The organism is Paenarthrobacter sp. PH39-S1, assembly GCF_030063245.1.
Taxonomy (GTDB): domain Bacteria; phylum Actinomycetota; class Actinomycetes; order Actinomycetales; family Micrococcaceae; genus Arthrobacter_M.
The window spans coordinates 1-14400 of sequence record NZ_JASISR010000015.1 but is presented as its reverse complement, the minus strand read 5'-3'; the positions used below and the strand labels follow the sequence as shown (position 1 = coordinate 14400).

Here is a 14400-nt window from a genome sequence, read left to right as displayed (position 1 = left end):
TCGTCTACGCCACACACTTCGCGACCAGGAGGACCAGTCCATCTCCGAGATCGTCAAAGCCACCGGTATCACCCGCTCCAGCCTCTACCGGTACCTGCCGCCCCGACCAACGGAAATGCTGACCGCCGTGAACCAGCAAAACGCCTGAGAGCTCCAGCATCGGTGGAGGCTGGTGCAAGCGCCTTCAGACAGAATGACGCTTTGTACAGACGACTTCGAGTGCTTCCGTGTCAGTCGTCTGCACAAGTCCAGTACTTCCGCGGAATCCAGTGCAACTGCTTCTGAAACTGACGGTTTTTGATCGGGGCAATTTTAGCTAGCCCTCGGCAGCCGCACTTCGCTCGCCCCCTGCGGCCCGCCGCTCGGGTGCGGGCGCCACCAGATATCGCTGAATGACGGGAGCAAGCCAGCCGATAGCCGCGTCGGGTTCTAAAGACACGATGGGGGGCAGCCGCAAGACATAGCGGCACAGCGCGAAGCCGAGAACCTGGGTTGAAATGAGTCCGGCCCGCTCGTTCGCCTCGCGCCCGTCTGCAGTGCCAGAAGCGCGGATGATGGGCTCCAATTGCGTGCGGAATATTTCGGACACACGGGCCGCAGCGGCGCTGCCCGAAAGCGCCGAAGAAAGGAGCACCCGTAAGGGTGCTGATGTCTCCGCCTCCCAAGTTGACATAAAGTGGCGTGCGACCGCAACCCCAAGTTCGTCACGCGGCACCCCAGCCAAGTCAGGGATCCGCAGCTCGACGGACGTCGCCGCAGCGAAGAGCCCTTCTTTACTGCCGAAATAGCGCATCACCATCGAAGGATCGATGTGCGCTTCGGTGGCCACGGATCTGATCGTCGTTGCCTCGTAGCCGCGGGCCGCGAATTGCGACTGCGCGGTGCTTAGGATCCGCTCCTGTGACCGTTCGCCTCGTCGCACGCTGTGCATCCTTCCGTCAGCTCTTGAATCGTACGCAACGGCTGTTGACTAGTCCACGTGCGGCTAATTATAAAAACGTCCGGTGGCCCCTTCAGCAGACCTCTTCTTAAAGCATCTGAATTGGAACTCCAAAAATCTTCGTGCGATGCGTAAATATCGCGGAGCGAATGCCGCTCGGTGCCTGGACAAAGCCACGATCGCAGATGCGCTCCCCTAGGGTGAACCAGTCGTAAGCCTTCCGTGACCGATCTGACTGCAGTCATCGGAGCTCGCCAATCCTTTCGGCGAGGCGGTGTCGCAAGGCTGGAACGCTGAGTACCACCCCCACGGCGACATTGCGCGCATTTCGGGCCAGAGGTCCCTTAACGGTGGCTACTCGGGTCATCCTATCGGTCAGGGCCACAACGGCCTGGGCGACTGGGCGCCGTCGCGCTTCGTAGCCGTCCAACTCTGCTTCCACACCCTTCCCCTCCAAAGCGAGGATCAGGGTACGAGCGAGGTCGACGGCGTCCTGAATGCCGGTGTTCATGCCCTGCCCCCCCGCGGGGCTGTGAACGTGGGCGGCGTCTCCCGCCAGGAACACCGATCCGTTCCGGTAAGAAGCTGCGAGTCGGTGCTGAACGCGAAAGCGAGAACTCCAGACCAAGCGCTCAACCCGCGTGCCCTTGGGGCCCCGCTGCGCCAGCAACGAGGCGATTGTCTCCAGGCTGGGATGTTCCTCAGCCCTGTCAACGGTCGCTACAACTCGGTGGTGACCGCCGGGCAATGGAGCGATGACGACGAGCCCTTCAGCGGAAAAGAAGAGCTGGACTTCATCCGACGGCAGCGGCCACGTCATCTCGATGTCTGCAAGGATAAACGACTGTTCGTAGGTGCCGCCACTGAAGGCGATTCCCGCCTCACTCCTCACTGTGCTGTGCAAGCCGTCGGCACCGACCACGAATCGAGCGGTCACTTCGGACCTGACCCCGTTCGCGTGGAGAAGGCTAACGGCCGATCCCTCGGGCGTTGGAACAACGGACGTCGCACGGACACGCCGGTGCACTCTTCCACCGTGCTCTTCTAGGAGGTCCTCCAAGATGCGCTCCGTCCGCCACTGCTGCAGCATGACTGTGAACGGGTACCGGGTCTTGAGCTCGCCGAAGTTCAACCGTGCCAGGATCTTCTCTCTCTCTCTCACAGTGAAAACAGGAACCTTCACGCCCTCGCTCAGAATCCGATCGGTTGCACCGACGCCTTCAAGCACCTCGAGTGTGCGGGGGTGAATTACAGCCGCACGGGAGGTGCTGTCTGACTCTCCTGCAGCGTCGATGATCGTCACGGCGTGCCCGCGCCGTTGTAAGATGCCAGCCGCGGTCAAGCCAACTGGGCCTGCACCCACAACGAGAACGTCCGAGTGGCTCGCAATCATTTCCTTCTCCTATCAACACTTGCTGGCCTACAACTGTTGACTTTACGCGCGGGGGTCGCAAGAGTCAACAATCGTTGGCAACTCACTGAGGCGGCGGAGGACGACCGTCCTAACCCTCGAGAGCATGCTTCATCGCATTCCTCACGTGCAGCAGGTCAGGAGCGCCAGAGCGTTTATCTTTCCGCGCATCAGCCGCGAAGAGCACTTTAGGGCCGGGCATCACGATCAGTAGCACGCTGCAGCAACGCCAGGCACCCCGCCACTATCGGATGTCCATTTGTCGCAAGACTCGGCTTGCGGCCATGATGAGCGCCGCGATGCCGGCTAGAACCAGGATGGCCCATTGGGCGTTCAACGGCCCATCCGGGAGTTGGGGTGCCAGGGCGAACGGCGACGCATACAAAACTTGGGGCGGTACGATGCGGAACTCGACGAGCAATTCCAACGATACGAATGCCGCTAGCAGCGCGTATGCGATTCCGCCAGCCGCCCTGGGAAGAGCACAGAGTAGGAGCGCGGTGACTGCGACAAAGAACCAGACGGCCGGCGCCTTGGCAACACTGGCGACAATCAGGGTGAGCATCTCGGAGGGTCGCGCAAGCCCAAGGCCAACTCCGAAAGTGAAGAGGACGATGAACCCTGCCAATGCGCCGCTGATAGCGTACGCAAAACCCCAGCGCCCGCGATCGACCGGACGGGAGAGTACCGCCTCGGCTCTTCCGCTTGTCACCTCGCCGCGCAGGCGCAGCGTCGTTTGCATCCCGCATACCGCGGCGATGATGGGGACGAGATAGAGAACGACAGTGATAAGGCCCTGGCCGCCTTCTATACCGGAGAGTTTCAGCGGGGCTTGCTTATCTACAACAGCTGAGACTGCTCCGATGAGGAAGGCCACCAAAAGTGCGCCGAGGCTCCAGCTCACGATCGTCGGTCGGCTGATCTTCAAGGCGAGAGTCACGGGACCGCGCAGTGCATTGCTCGCGTGCGCTGGGCCGAGACGGTCGTGCATGAGGCCAGCTCCAAAATCGCGGCGTCCTGCGATAAAGAGCCCTGCTCCCGATAGGGCCGTCACAAGGACGAGCACGGGCAGCAGCGGCAGCGCGTTGTCTTCCGCGAATGGGCGTATCGCGGCAATCCATTCGAACGGTGACACCCAAGAAATGCCCCCGCCATGTGCGTCGGCAGCGCCGCGAAGAAGGTAGAAGCCCCCTACTACTGCGACGGCTATCCCAGTGCCGGCACGCGCAGTTCGTAACATCTGTCCGGTCAGTGCTGCGATGGTTGCAGCGAGCAGGCCGAAAGAGATCACCTGCGCGCCAGCCAGCAGGCTCCCAAACGGTGAACCGCCTATAGCAATGAAGCCGATGCCGACGATCACGCCGCAGAAAGCCGATCCGACCGCTGCGACCACCATGGCGGCGGCGAGGGGAGCCCCGCGCCCGATTCGAGCGGCCGAAAGTAATTCGGTTGTTCCGCTCTCTTCGGTCGCGCGGGTGTTGCGCATAACGGTGAAAATCGATGCGAGGCTGACAACGAGCGCCGCAACGCCCGTCATCCGCCACAATCCGATGCCTCCTAGGCTTGCGCTGAAGATTGGCCCAATAAGGAACAGCTCTTGTCCGCTCGAGTTGACCGAGGCGGCGAGTTGTTGCCGCGCTGCCTCTGTCGGATAGGTGGCGGCGATACCAGCAGCGACACCCACCAGTACCAATCCCGCGAGGCCGTACCATGCGGTTGCGTGAATGCGTTCCCGCCGTAGGACCAGGCCTAGCATCAGCCGGGTTCCACGCATGGCATTCATGCCGACACCGCTTTGGTTGCGTTGGAGTAGTAGTGCAGGAACAGGTCCTCGAGTGTGGGCGGTGCTACGGCTAGCGTCTCGATTCCGTGTGTCACGAGTACCTCCATGACCGAGTCGACAGCGGTCGTACTGATCTGCAGGTGCCTCCCATCCATATCCACTCGCTGCACCCCAGGTACATCCTCAAGCCCCCGCGGGACATGGGTAACCGTGGCTGTCACGATCGTCGCGGCGTGTCCGCGCAAGTCAGCGAGGGACCCTGTGTCAACAACTTGTCCCGCCCGCACGATACTCACGCGGTCGCAGAGCTGCTCGACCTCGGAGAGGATGTGGCTAGACAGCAAAACAGTCTGACCATCCCGTCGAGCGTCAGCGACGCACTGCTTGAAGACGGCTTCCATCAACGGGTCCAAGCCCGAGGTCGGTTCGTCCAATATGAGCAACTCCGCCGTCGCGCTGAAAGCGGACACTAAGGCAACCTTCTGGCGATTCCCTTTCGAGTAGGTACGGCTACGACGGGTCGGATCCAGTTCGAACGCCTCGATCAAGGACTTGCGCTTGCTCAGATTTTCACCCCCGTGCATTCGCGCGAGGATGTCGAGAGTCTCTCCCCCTGAGAGGTTGGGCCAGAGTGCTACGTCACCAGGAACGTAGGCAAGCCTGCTCCGAGCTTGTGCCGGAGCGGACCACGGATCGACGCCCAGAATCTTGACCTCTCCTGCATCGGCGCGCAACATGCCGAGGAGCACGCGGATCGCGGTCGATTTCCCGGCACCGTTCGGACCAAGCAGACCGTGAACCCCGCCTTGGGCGAGCTGCAGGTCCAACCCAACTAGTGCGTGCACTCGCCCGAAAGACTTCTTGACGCCACGCATTTCGATCACATTGTTCATGGTTCCATAATACACAAATTTCATGAAGTTCAAGAAATAAGCTACGATAACTTGCAGACTGCTAAGGAGACAATGTGGATAACGCTGTGGAACCGTTCGTTGAACGGTTTGCCGATGTATTGACCCGCGCCGGATGGCCGCGCATGTCCGCTCGCATTTTTGCTGCGCTTATGGTGGCGCGCCAAGGATCCCTCAGCGCTGCGGATCTCGCTGAGCTCTTGGAAGTCGGCGCGTCGGCGATATCAAATGGGGCGAAGATGCTTCGCGCCCTCGACCTCGTCGAAGCACGCCGGCAAAGCGATCGCCAAGTTGTTTACCGAGTGCGTCCGGACGCATGGATGGCCGCAGTGGTAAGCCAGGAGGATCACCTCAGAATCCTAGAAGACGTGCTCAACGAAGGAGCGAGCAATCTTGAAGACGGGGCAATCGCGTATCGCCTCAGGGAGACTGCGAGCTTCTTTGGCTTCCTCCGAGTAGAACTCGCGAAACTCGTTCGTAGCTGGCGAGACAGCCACGGGCCTAGCGCAGATTGAGCGGCGCCGCTTAGAGGGGCAATCGTTGTCCATCACCACCGAGGCCGATCCCGACGGCCTTCAAGGATTTCGGAGGTAGGAGCACAGAGTCGTGCGTTGGCCTCAACTCATCAGTCTCGTTGGAGCAGTAGGTCCCCATGACACGCGGCGGACCGCATCAGTCGAGTTTCCACACCGTTCGCGTCGAGAGCAGAAGCAGAGGTTTGATCGTTGTGCATCAAGTTGAGGTAGCAATTATCGGAGGAGGGGTGGCTGGGCTGCAGGCCGCCTTGACACTTGGCAGGGCTCGAAGGAGCGTCGCGCTTTTTGATGACGGCCACCCACGGAACGCCGCAGCGGAACACGTCAGGAACTATCTGTCTGTGGAGGACGAAACGCCGTTCGGGCTTCTCACGCGAGGCGAACAGATGTTAGATCCCTACAACGTGGAACGCGTCTCGTCGAGGGTGATATCGGTGGACGGTGACCTCAGCAGAGGCTTCACCCTCCGGGCGGGCAAAGACCAGTTCCACAGCCGATGTGTGGTCCTCGCCGGCGGTGTTGAGGACCTACTGCCCGCAATTCCAGGGCTGGCCGACCACTGGGGGACTTCGGTCGTTGCGTGCCCCCATTGCCACGGCTGGGAAGTCCGAGATCGCCCACTAGCTCAGGTGGCCTTCTCGGACGATATGGCCCAAGGGTGCGAACGCGCCATCCTGTTGTCGAGCTGGAGTGAGGACATAACATTCTTCCCCAACCGTGACGACGTCGATGCTGAAACCAGCGAGCGTCTTCGCCGCTCGGGAGTGAAAGTCCGACTTGGCCAGATCGAAGAAATCCACAACGCTGTCGACGGTGTCCTCGGCGTGCGACTCGGCACAGGTTACTTTAACGGTTTCGCCGCGGTGTTCAGTACGGTTCGACAGGTTTCGAAGTCCCGATTGGCAGAGCGCCTAGGCTGTGAGTTGACCAACGACGTCCGAGCGACCGGGATCATCAGGACTGAACCGAACGGTCGAACGACCATCCCTGGCGTGTGGGCAGCAGGGTCGTGCACGAACCCTGCTTTTCTCGCAATCGGCGCTGCTGGCCACGCGAGTGTCGTGGCCACCAGCATTCATTCCGACCTCATCGCAAGGGATCTCGCGACTTAAGTGGACAAGTCGGTGGCGGGGAGACCCTAGTCATGGAAGTGGTGGACCCATCACTGAGCAAGGCGGGTAGCGCGTTCTTCCCAACGGAACGTTTCACGACAATTAGGACCATCTGCTGCGGCCCTGACAGAAGCTTTCTCGGCTACTCGAGCGCCGCGCGCATGTGGTCACGCGAACTTGTCCTCCAGCGCTACCCACGCCATATATTCGGCGCAATAGAGGCGCGTGGGGTCAGGTAGAGGTTGAGGCACCGGTTGTTCTTGAGCAGCTAGAAAAAATGCATCCAGGAATGAGTCGGAGCAAGGCGATGTCCATTTATCGACGGCACGCGTTCTTTGTGGCGTCTTCGCTGTGGTTATCGCCATCATAGAGATTGTCACACTTACGAACGGTTGAGTGTGAGGCTGCACATGGGTCCGCCGAGGCTGCGACTGAGCAGACTGGCGCCTGTTGCCTTTGTAGAAACGGTCGTTCAGGTTGGGAGTCGTTTGGTGGGCCGTCGGTGACGCATCACGGGCCCCGATCGGTACAATGGGGTGTAATATCCGATTCTAAAGTACCTGTGGGCACCTCAGAAAACGGAAAATATCGTACGTTACGGCGTTCGGAACAACCTGTCGGCTGCATCCACACCAGACGAAATCGGCCTCAAATAGTGTCCCGTATAGGGCTCCGGCACCGGACTTATCACCGGACACCCCTATACGGACACTCCATGAGCCGCCATTTGCAAAGCAGCAGGTCAGCGGATGATGTGTCCGGCGGAGGACCGGCTATCGGTACGAGTTGCCGATGTCTTCAAGGAACCGACTGAGAGGACGTTTTCGATGTAGAAGAAGTCTAGTGGGCCTTAGCTATCCGCTGACTATCGAAATTCTCGAGTTGAGATTTTTCCTCAAGCCGTACGGCCGTCGCGAGGGCCGAAGGCGGTCACTGCTTCGGTGTCGCTGGCTTCGGCTCGGACAAAATAGTCCGCCCATTCCTGGGCGTCAGGATAACCCGATTTCGCGACGACCCGTGCCACTGCGGCGTCAACGTCGATTCGGGTTCGATGAAGCGTCACGGACCCGTCTTCCAGCACCGCCCACTGACCGCCCGGCCGCCCGTAGGGCATCCCGACACTGCCAGGGTTGACCACCAGGCGCCGATCAACCAACCGCACAAACGGCATGTGCGTATGTCCACAGACGACGGTGCGAATCTCCTCGGGCAGTTCAGCGAATACTTCAGCCCATCGCTCCAAGCGGCTGTCGACCAGCACCACCTCCTCGTCATCACGCGGTGTCGCATGGCAAAACAGAACCGGTCCAAAACCGTCAACTTCGACAGTTACCGATGGTGGCAATGCCGCCAGCATGTCCACGTGTCCAGCTGTCAGCTGCGCCACAGCCCAGGGCGTCACTTCGTCAGGAATTTCAATGTATTCCCCCCGTGCCAAGGCCACCAGCTCGCGGTCGGCGTTGCCCCGCACCAAACGGACTCTGTCACCAAGAGAGGCAAGCCGGTCCAATACCTGCACCGGCTGAGGCCCGGATGCGTGGTCACCTGCCACGACAATAAGATCAGCACGTAAAACGGCCGGTTCCGCCAGCACAGCTTCAAGAACCGGCAACACTCCGTGAATATCAGACAGGACGGCTACGCTTCGCAACATACGACGAGTATTCCGTTCAACAACCTTCACGTCGAGGGCGCCAGCCGACATGCCCATACCCGAACAGGGAAGTGTCCCGCAAAAGGTTCCTTTCAAGGGGCGGGAGCGCGCTGGCCCATTCGCTCTGCGTGTGAATCGCAGCGATAAATGGCGGGGTTTTCGCAGTAATAGATTTCATCCCCAGCCCATTGGTCTCTCTCGAGCGGGGTGTCGGAGCAGGCGGTTACTCGGCGCGACGCCGGTTTCACAGCTGGTGAACCAGCCCGTTGGTGCGGTGTCGGAGTCGATGCCGAAGCGCTCCCGCCCGCCGTCCAGGCCTGCCCACAACGAGGTGCCTCTATCCAGGAGGATTGGCACAGTCACCAGGTGCATGAAGTCGGTCAGGTCGGCGTGAAGAGCTTGCGGATGGTTGAGGGTACGCCACCGATCCGGAGTGCTTGGCCGTGCGCATCTTTGGGGGACGCGGCGACGAAGTGGAAGCTCGTGCCGTTGTCGAAGCGGATCGGCGGGTGAGCGTGGTACATCAGCAGCAAGACTGGTGTACCGAAGGGAGGTTCGTATTCCCACCAGCCACGCGAGCCGGTGTCGTCCTCCGGGGCGCTGTGTGGGCTGAACTTGCGGCGGCACACGATCGCGGCGTTGGTCCCTTAACTCCAGGTGGCCGTCCGCGCTCGGTCAAAGGTGATGGAGGCGTTTCGGCGTGGTCGATGCCGTGGATTGGGCGTGCGTCGAACCAGGCGAACAGTTGCTGGCCATTACCGAATCGTGCATCGAGTTTGACGCGTTCGCCGTTGCATTGCCGGTCACAAGAAACACTGGATCAAGGAAGTTCTTTGTGTCCGGCACCGTACTCAACTTCTTCATCTCGCTGGACGGCTTCGGCGCTGGGGAACGCGTCGCACTTAGTTGCAGCCGCGCCAGCAAGGAACAGGTCGGCTAATTGCGCTGCGTGGCGTAGGGGGTCCACGTTCGGGTGGGCTTGTAGGTAGCAGATCATGGAGTCGATCATGCCCTGGTATCCCAACGCCATCACGCGGAGGTCTGTAGGGCGGATAGTGCCTTCGGATTGACCGCGCGTCAGGAGTGATTCGTGCTCGACGTAAATATTCTCGTCGTCGCGCATGCTCAGCCGCTGCCGGCCGTCGGGTGTCCGCAGGTTATGGACTATCTGGTCGACCGTTTCGAGTTCAACGCCGTGTGTCCTGGTAAACAGCGCTGCCGCGCTCATCTGCTGTATAAGTCTGCAACCGACCTCACTGCGACGCAGTAGCGGCTCTTACTGATGCGTTGCGTATGGGTGTACTTAGCGCAACATTGCCTACTTTGATCCAGTCAATCTCATCAACTCATTGGCGTCGCGGCTGCCAGCAGATCTGCTGACAGCCGCGACGCATTGTCCTCTACTCGCCCACGGCTCAGACTGAACGCATGACAGAACAGCGCACACCTCATCCGTTCGAAGACTCTCTCCTGCAGCAGCTCATGGGTCACCGGATCCTGCTCCTCGGAACCGAGCTTGATCAGGAGGGTGGCAACCGGCTGTGCACGCAGTTGATGCTGCTCTCCGCTGAAGACCCGCAACGGGACATCAGCCTGTGGATCAACTCGCCGGGCGGATCGGTTCCTGCCATGCTCGCCATCCGTGACGTCATGCGGCTCATTCCGAACGATGTCTCCACCGTGGTGCTCGGGCTCGCACTCAGCGCAGGCCAGTTCCTCCTCAGCGCCGGAACGCCCGGCAAGCGATTCGCACTGCCCCACGCCCGCGTGCTCCTCCACCAGGGCTCTGGAGGTATCGGCGGAACCGCAATGGACATCGCGATTCAGGCGGAGGACCTGAGGCACACCCGGGACACCGTGCTCGGGCTCATTGCGGAGGACACCGGGCAAACGATGGAACAGGTCACGGCCGACTCTCTGCGCGACCGCTGGTACACAGCGGAGCAGGCGCTGGAGTACGGCTTCGTGGACCGCATTATCGAACAGGTGGACAACATCCGGCCGGACCAACGTCCCACAGTGAGCCTCAGGGGCACGCGATGAGTTCGTACACCATCCCCTACGTCACGGTCCGCCACAGCAACGGGTCGCAACAAACCCTCGACATCTACAGCAGTCTGCTCACGGAGCGCATCATCTACCTCGGCACTCCCCTGGACGACGGCGTCGCGAATGCGCTGATCGCGCAGCTACTCCACCTCGAGTCGACGAGCCCATCTCTTCCGATCGACCTGTACATCAACTCGCCCGGCGGTTCGATCAGCGCCATGCTGGCGGTCTACGATGCCATGCAGTACGTGACTCCGCAGGTGCGCACCACCTGCATTGGACAGGCGACCTTCACGGCGGCCGTGCTACTCGCGGGAGGCGAGCGTGGAGCGCGGTCCATTCTTCCGCGCGGCAGGGTGGTGCTGCATCAGCCGACCATCGACACGGGACGCGGCACCATTCCCGATCTCATTCTTGAAGCGGACGAGGTGAAACGCATAAAGGCCCTGCTCGACGAATTACTGGCCCGTCACACCGGTCGGAGCATTGAGGAGATCCGCCGCGACACTGACCGTAACCTCGTGTTGGACGCCGACAGGGCCGTGAAGTACGGCGTCGTGGACCACGTGGTCGAGTACAGGAAGATCGACGCGGGCATCGTCGGATCAGGCCGCGAGGCAGACGGGGCCGTGTGAGTTCGCCTGAGACATGCGCGTCGCCACCTGCGCGCTGAGTTCTCGAACCGGCACGTTCAACGATCGGGCGATTGCGGCGAGGATCTCGGAGGAGGCGTCTTTGCGCCCCCGCTCGATTTCGGAGAGGTATTGAGGCGATATGGCGGCGCGACCTGCTACATCAATGAGCCGCTCGCCGCGATTAAGGCGCAACCCGCGCAACACCTCGCCGTACACCTCGCGGAGGAGTGGCTCGCGCTGCGAGTAATCATCCGACGTCGTCTCTTTCAGACTTTGGACGGGCTGGCCGTTCGGCCCGCGCCTCGGACGGCGGTCTAACCTCGTTGATGCCGGGCGCGGCGCAGGTTCTACACCCCGTTCCCGCCGATAACGCCGCGCCTGATAACCCCATAGATTCACGATTTCACCCATGCCTCCAGATCCTAGCCCCGGTGCGCAGTCGTGCGGAAGGTGGTCCGCTCACAGCAGATCCGTTGGGGCAGCGCTTGGCTCGCCGGCCCGAAGGGTCCCGGCGCCCGCCCGCTGGGACCCTTCGCCGAGAACGGCAAGGGGCTCGCCGCTGAAGCCGGCGAAGCCCCGAAAATCATCGGACAACTCATCGACGAAGCCATGGAGCTCATCATGGGCGCCAACCCGAGCCTGGCCGCCACACTCCCCCGCATCTTCAACCGCGACGACGTGGACCAGCGCCGCCTCGGCGAGCTGCTGGACCTGCTGAACTCGGCCCGGTTCACCGGACACGGCGTCAGTAAAGGCCCGCGGCCTACTCGGCGAGGTCTACGAATACTTCCTAGAGAAGTTCGCCCGCGCCGAGGCAAGCGCGGGCGAGTGCTACACCCCCGCCGGCGTAGTCCCCGTGCGGGACAAATTCAAGAGCAGTCTCGAACGCGCCGAGCTCGAGACTGCTCTGCGGGAAGTCCCTGAAGGACAGGACTGGAAAGCTCACATAGCCCCGTCGGAGGCCATCCTTGGTGTCGAAGCAGCTGCCCGCCAATACAGCCAAGCGAGCCAGAGGTTAGACAAGACCGTTGCGGCCGCGAAGGCAGCCGGAGCTTCCTGGGCAGACATTGGCCGCGCAATCGGCATCAGCCGACAGTCTGCCCACGAACGCTGGGCGGGGAAGCGTAAGCCCTGGCAAGCCCCCTCCCATCATCGGCTTGCCCCACAACGTCAAAATCCTTCTTGACCAAGTTTTGCCCAAGCTCTTTTCGAGAATCAGTTCTGACCAACAACACGGCATAGCCTTTAGGCACTGATTTCGGAGACTTGCTCGCGATACCAGAAACTGTCGTGTGAGCAGCTCGCTACTCGGCCCAGTCCTCCTATAGCTGTTCTGAACCGCCAAGTTTGTGCGGTTGGAGGGCCGGTCGTGCAATCGTGGTGGAGTGAGTGGGCTTATTGAGGAATGGACTTTGGTTGGGCGCGATCTTGGCTTGCTTGGTCAGAAGCGTGGCTCCACGCGCTTGGGGTTCGCGTTGTTGCTGAAGTTTTTCGAGAATGAGGCAAGATTCCCCAGCGGGGTTGATGACTTCGACCCTGCGGCGGTGGATTATGTTTCCGAGCAGGTTGGAGTTGAGGCTCAAGTCTTTGGGCCTTATGCCTGGACGGGACGGACAATCGAGCGTCACCGGGCTGAGATCCGGACGGTGTTTGGCTTTAGAGAGTTCACTCGTGCCGATGAGACTGAAATGACGGCTTGGCTTGCAGCGACGGTCTGTCCTTCTGAAGTTCGAGAAAGTGCTCTGGCGGAGGCCGTTTTGGGTCGTTGCCGTCAGGAAAGGATTGAGCCACCGGGGCGCCTGAATCGGATGATCGGTGCGGCTCGGGCAATGTTTGAACAGGATTTCTCCGCGAGTGTAGGTGCGTTCGATCCAGGTCACGATCGCGATCCTTAAGTTCTCCCTGGTAGCCCAGGGACGCCGTTTAAGGACGGATTTCTGCAGCAGACCCCTCAGCTACCACGCGAGGAAATATGTCCATCTGTGCCCCCCCGTGTCCAGTCATTGGATGCGAGCCATTGGTCGAATGTTTGGGTACCGATTCGTGTGCTTGGGCTGGGTAGGAGCCCTCCGTCCCGCATCGACTTGCCCATCGCTCCGGGGAGGGGGACTCGGAGGACGATTCGTCTGATGTGGGCGGCCTTTAGGTAGCGGCGGACCATGTCCGGCATGTTTTCCTGTCGGGGACCTGCGAGATCGGGTTCGAGGCCGCGGGGCACTCCTGTGGCGATATTCACGAGGGTGGTGGCGACTTCTGCGGCAGCGATGGGTTGTGAACGCATGGCGGGCACGATCTGGATGCCCGCGATACTGCGGCGGTGTGCGGTCTGGGCGGCGAACTCGTGGAACTGTGTCGTCCTCAACATCGACCAAGCTCCCCCGGACCTCATGACCCGCTCTTCCTGAATGGCCTTGCCCGCGTAGTAGCCGGAGTTCGCGTGTGCCGCTCCGATGATGGAGAGCGTGACGTGATGCGTGACTCCGGCTGCACGCTCGGCGTTCAATAGGTTTTCGGTGACGGTGCCGAAGAATCGGACGGCCTGTTTGGCGGACAGGCTGTTTGTTGAGGACACATCGATGACGGCGTCGATGTCCGAGAGAGCACCGGCCAGTCCGTCGGTGCTCATCAGGTCAACGCCATTGGATCGGCTGAGAACGATGGGTTCGTGGCCGGCCTCGCGGGTAGCGGTGACTACGTGGCGGCCTACAGTTCCGGTACCGCCGGCAATGGCGATTCTCATCGGTTGGACTCCTTCGTGGTCGTGGCCCTCCGGGGCGGGAGGCGCAAAATGACGCCGAGAAGAGCGCTGCGGTTCCAGGAAAGGTCGGCCCTGGGGAAGGAATTGAAGAAAACGCTGCGGAATATCTCGTACCGCATTTCGAAGTACAAACCGAGAACCGCCGTCAGAGCGAGGGTGACGCAGATAAATGTTGTGTTCATGCCTACAAGGACGAGGCAGCTAGCATGAATGTGAGGCCGGACCTGGCATCGTCTGGAGTGTTCCCGCTTTTGTGGACTCGAGATTAAGCCGCGAGTTCGTGAATTGATTTATAGCCTAACTCATATTCGAGCGGTGTCAAATAGCCGTTAGCTGAATGACGGCGCCGCGTGTTGTAATAGCCTTCGATCCAGAGGAATGTTTCTCTACGGAGGCGTTTCAGGTCCGGCCATGGTTTAGTGTGAATGAGTTCTTTCTTGTAGGTCGCGAAGAATGACTCGGATACGGCGTTGTCGTAACATGTCCCGGTCCGTCCGAGAGAGCGTATAATTTTGTTATTCACACAATATGTGGCGAATTCATTTGAAGTGTATTGCGTGCCGCGGTCTGAATGGAAGATTACCGGTGCCGGCGGTTGGCGGCGGGTGATG

18 protein-coding genes and 1 pseudogene are annotated in these 14400 nt (G+C 60.7%); 9 read left to right on the top strand and 10 right to left on the bottom strand.

The window, feature by feature from the left end; all coding sequences use genetic code 11:
- Positions 1-40 precede the first annotated feature (40 nt).
- Positions 41-148 carry a helix-turn-helix domain-containing protein gene (locus QMG52_RS11060; RefSeq protein WP_349361703.1) on the top strand — a complete coding sequence of 36 codons (108 nt, stop codon included), beginning with the start codon at positions 41-43 and terminating at the stop codon, positions 146-148.
- Between the two features lie 168 nt (positions 149-316).
- Here the strand turns inward: QMG52_RS11060 and QMG52_RS11055 are convergent, their stop codons facing one another.
- The 4 genes from QMG52_RS11055 to QMG52_RS11040 all read right to left on the bottom strand — a co-directional run bounded on the left by QMG52_RS11055 (position 317) and on the right by QMG52_RS11040 (position 5027).
- The gene (locus QMG52_RS11055; RefSeq protein WP_283560461.1) at positions 317-922 is read right to left on the bottom strand and encodes a TetR/AcrR family transcriptional regulator; all 606 of its coding nucleotides are present in this window, start codon (positions 920-922) and stop codon (positions 317-319) included.
- A gap of 259 nt (positions 923-1181) precedes the next feature.
- Complete coding sequence (locus QMG52_RS11050; protein ID WP_283560460.1) at positions 1182-2333, bottom strand: FAD-dependent oxidoreductase; 1152 nt, start codon at positions 2331-2333, stop codon at positions 1182-1184.
- A gap of 262 nt (positions 2334-2595) precedes the next feature.
- Positions 2596-4134, bottom strand: coding sequence for an ABC transporter permease (locus QMG52_RS11045; RefSeq protein ID WP_283560459.1), 1539 nt, complete (start codon positions 4132-4134; stop codon positions 2596-2598).
- Positions 4131-5027, bottom strand: coding sequence for an ABC transporter ATP-binding protein (locus tag QMG52_RS11040; RefSeq protein WP_283560458.1), 897 nt, complete (start codon positions 5025-5027; stop codon positions 4131-4133). Before QMG52_RS11040 ends, QMG52_RS11045 begins: the two co-directional genes overlap by 4 nt.
- A 74-nt stretch (positions 5028-5101) precedes the next feature.
- Between QMG52_RS11040 and QMG52_RS11035 the strand changes: the two genes are divergently transcribed.
- Together QMG52_RS11035 and QMG52_RS11030 are read left to right on the top strand one after the other, a co-directional pair.
- Complete coding sequence (locus QMG52_RS11035; RefSeq protein ID WP_283560457.1) at positions 5102-5560, top strand: GbsR/MarR family transcriptional regulator; 459 nt, start codon at positions 5102-5104, stop codon at positions 5558-5560.
- Positions 5561-5697: 137 nt separating this feature from the next.
- On the top strand, positions 5698-6693 hold the full coding sequence (locus QMG52_RS11030) for an NAD(P)/FAD-dependent oxidoreductase (protein WP_283560456.1): 996 nt from the start codon (positions 5698-5700) through the stop codon (positions 6691-6693).
- 895 nt (positions 6694-7588) lie between these two features.
- Here QMG52_RS11030 and QMG52_RS11025 read toward each other — a convergent pair.
- On the bottom strand, positions 7589-8398 hold the full coding sequence (locus tag QMG52_RS11025; RefSeq protein WP_283560455.1) for a metallophosphoesterase family protein: 810 nt from the start codon (positions 8396-8398) through the stop codon (positions 7589-7591).
- A gap of 649 nt (positions 8399-9047) precedes the next feature.
- Between QMG52_RS11025 and QMG52_RS11020 the strand changes: the two genes are divergently transcribed.
- The 4 genes from QMG52_RS11020 to QMG52_RS11005 all read left to right on the top strand — a co-directional run bounded on the left by QMG52_RS11020 (position 9048) and on the right by QMG52_RS11005 (position 11031).
- Positions 9048-9287, top strand: coding sequence for a hypothetical protein (locus QMG52_RS11020; RefSeq protein WP_283560454.1), 240 nt, complete (start codon positions 9048-9050; stop codon positions 9285-9287).
- A 150-nt stretch (positions 9288-9437) separates the two neighbouring features.
- Complete coding sequence (locus QMG52_RS11015; RefSeq protein ID WP_283560453.1) at positions 9438-9617, top strand: hypothetical protein; 180 nt, start codon at positions 9438-9440, stop codon at positions 9615-9617.
- A gap of 158 nt (positions 9618-9775) precedes the next feature.
- Entirely contained in the window at positions 9776-10390 is a 615-nt protein-coding gene (locus QMG52_RS11010) for a ClpP family protease (RefSeq protein ID WP_283560452.1), read from the top strand.
- Complete coding sequence (locus QMG52_RS11005) at positions 10387-11031, top strand: ClpP family protease (protein ID WP_283560451.1); 645 nt, start codon at positions 10387-10389, stop codon at positions 11029-11031. The genes QMG52_RS11010 and QMG52_RS11005 overlap by 4 nt, the downstream gene beginning before the upstream one ends.
- On the opposite strand, the gene QMG52_RS11000 is transcribed toward QMG52_RS11005, so the two are convergent.
- Positions 11002-11442 carry a helix-turn-helix domain-containing protein gene (locus tag QMG52_RS11000; protein WP_283560450.1) on the bottom strand — a complete coding sequence of 147 codons (441 nt, stop codon included), beginning with the start codon at positions 11440-11442 and terminating at the stop codon, positions 11002-11004. The two genes, QMG52_RS11005 and QMG52_RS11000, sit on opposite strands and share 30 nt — an antisense overlap.
- Before the next feature lie 48 nt (positions 11443-11490).
- Positions 11491-11772: a hypothetical protein gene (locus QMG52_RS21940; RefSeq protein ID WP_349361697.1), complete on the bottom strand. Its 282-nt coding sequence runs from the start codon at positions 11770-11772 to the stop codon at positions 11491-11493.
- Positions 11773-11833: 61 nt separating this feature from the next.
- Between QMG52_RS21940 and QMG52_RS22260 the strand changes: the two are divergent.
- A pseudogene (locus QMG52_RS22260) lies at positions 11834-12217 on the top strand (hypothetical protein); the annotation flags it as partial.
- Between the two features lie 163 nt (positions 12218-12380).
- Positions 12381-12926 carry a DUF4158 domain-containing protein gene (locus QMG52_RS22255; RefSeq protein ID WP_502920504.1) on the top strand — a complete coding sequence of 182 codons (546 nt, stop codon included), beginning with the start codon at positions 12381-12383 and terminating at the stop codon, positions 12924-12926.
- Between the two features lie 56 nt (positions 12927-12982).
- On the opposite strand, the gene QMG52_RS10985 is transcribed toward QMG52_RS22255, so the two are convergent.
- The 3 genes from QMG52_RS10985 to QMG52_RS10975 all read right to left on the bottom strand — a co-directional run.
- Positions 12983-13771 (bottom strand): SDR family oxidoreductase, encoded by a 789-nt coding sequence (locus tag QMG52_RS10985; RefSeq protein WP_283560448.1) that lies wholly within the window; start codon positions 13769-13771, stop codon positions 12983-12985.
- Positions 13768-13971, bottom strand: a complete 204-nt coding sequence (locus QMG52_RS10980) for a hypothetical protein (RefSeq protein ID WP_283560447.1) — start codon at positions 13969-13971, stop codon at positions 13768-13770. The genes QMG52_RS10985 and QMG52_RS10980 overlap by 4 nt, the downstream gene beginning before the upstream one ends.
- 83 nt (positions 13972-14054) lie before the next feature.
- Positions 14055-14400, bottom strand: a 346-nt coding sequence (locus QMG52_RS10975) for an integrase core domain-containing protein (protein WP_283560446.1), incomplete at its 5' end; no start/stop codon positions are given.

What these genes read in the sequence shown, in the direction of transcription:
- QMG52_RS11050 (WP_283560460.1), bottom strand. Translation starts at nt 2,333, where the DNA reads ATGATTGCGAGCCACTCGGACGTTCTCGTTGTGGGTGCAGGCCCAGTT.
- QMG52_RS11045 (WP_283560459.1), bottom strand. Translation starts at nt 4,134, where the DNA reads ATGAATGCCATGCGTGGAACCCGGCTGATGCTAGGCCTGGTCCTACGG.
- QMG52_RS11040 (WP_283560458.1), bottom strand. Translation starts at nt 5,027, where the DNA reads ATGAACAATGTGATCGAAATGCGTGGCGTCAAGAAGTCTTTCGGGCGA.
- QMG52_RS11030 (WP_283560456.1), top strand. Translation starts at nt 5,698, where the DNA reads ATGACACGCGGCGGACCGCATCAGTCGAGTTTCCACACCGTTCGCGTC.
- QMG52_RS11025 (WP_283560455.1), bottom strand. Translation starts at nt 8,398, where the DNA reads ATGTCGGCTGGCGCCCTCGACGTGAAGGTTGTTGAACGGAATACTCGT.
- QMG52_RS11010 (WP_283560452.1), top strand. Translation starts at nt 9,776, where the DNA reads ATGACAGAACAGCGCACACCTCATCCGTTCGAAGACTCTCTCCTGCAG.
- QMG52_RS11005 (WP_283560451.1), top strand. Translation starts at nt 10,387, where the DNA reads ATGAGTTCGTACACCATCCCCTACGTCACGGTCCGCCACAGCAACGGG.
- QMG52_RS11000 (WP_283560450.1), bottom strand. Translation starts at nt 11,442, where the DNA reads ATGGGTGAAATCGTGAATCTATGGGGTTATCAGGCGCGGCGTTATCGG.
- QMG52_RS10985 (WP_283560448.1), bottom strand. Translation starts at nt 13,771, where the DNA reads ATGAGAATCGCCATTGCCGGCGGTACCGGAACTGTAGGCCGCCACGTA.
- QMG52_RS10980 (WP_283560447.1), bottom strand. Translation starts at nt 13,971, where the DNA reads ATGAACACAACATTTATCTGCGTCACCCTCGCTCTGACGGCGGTTCTC.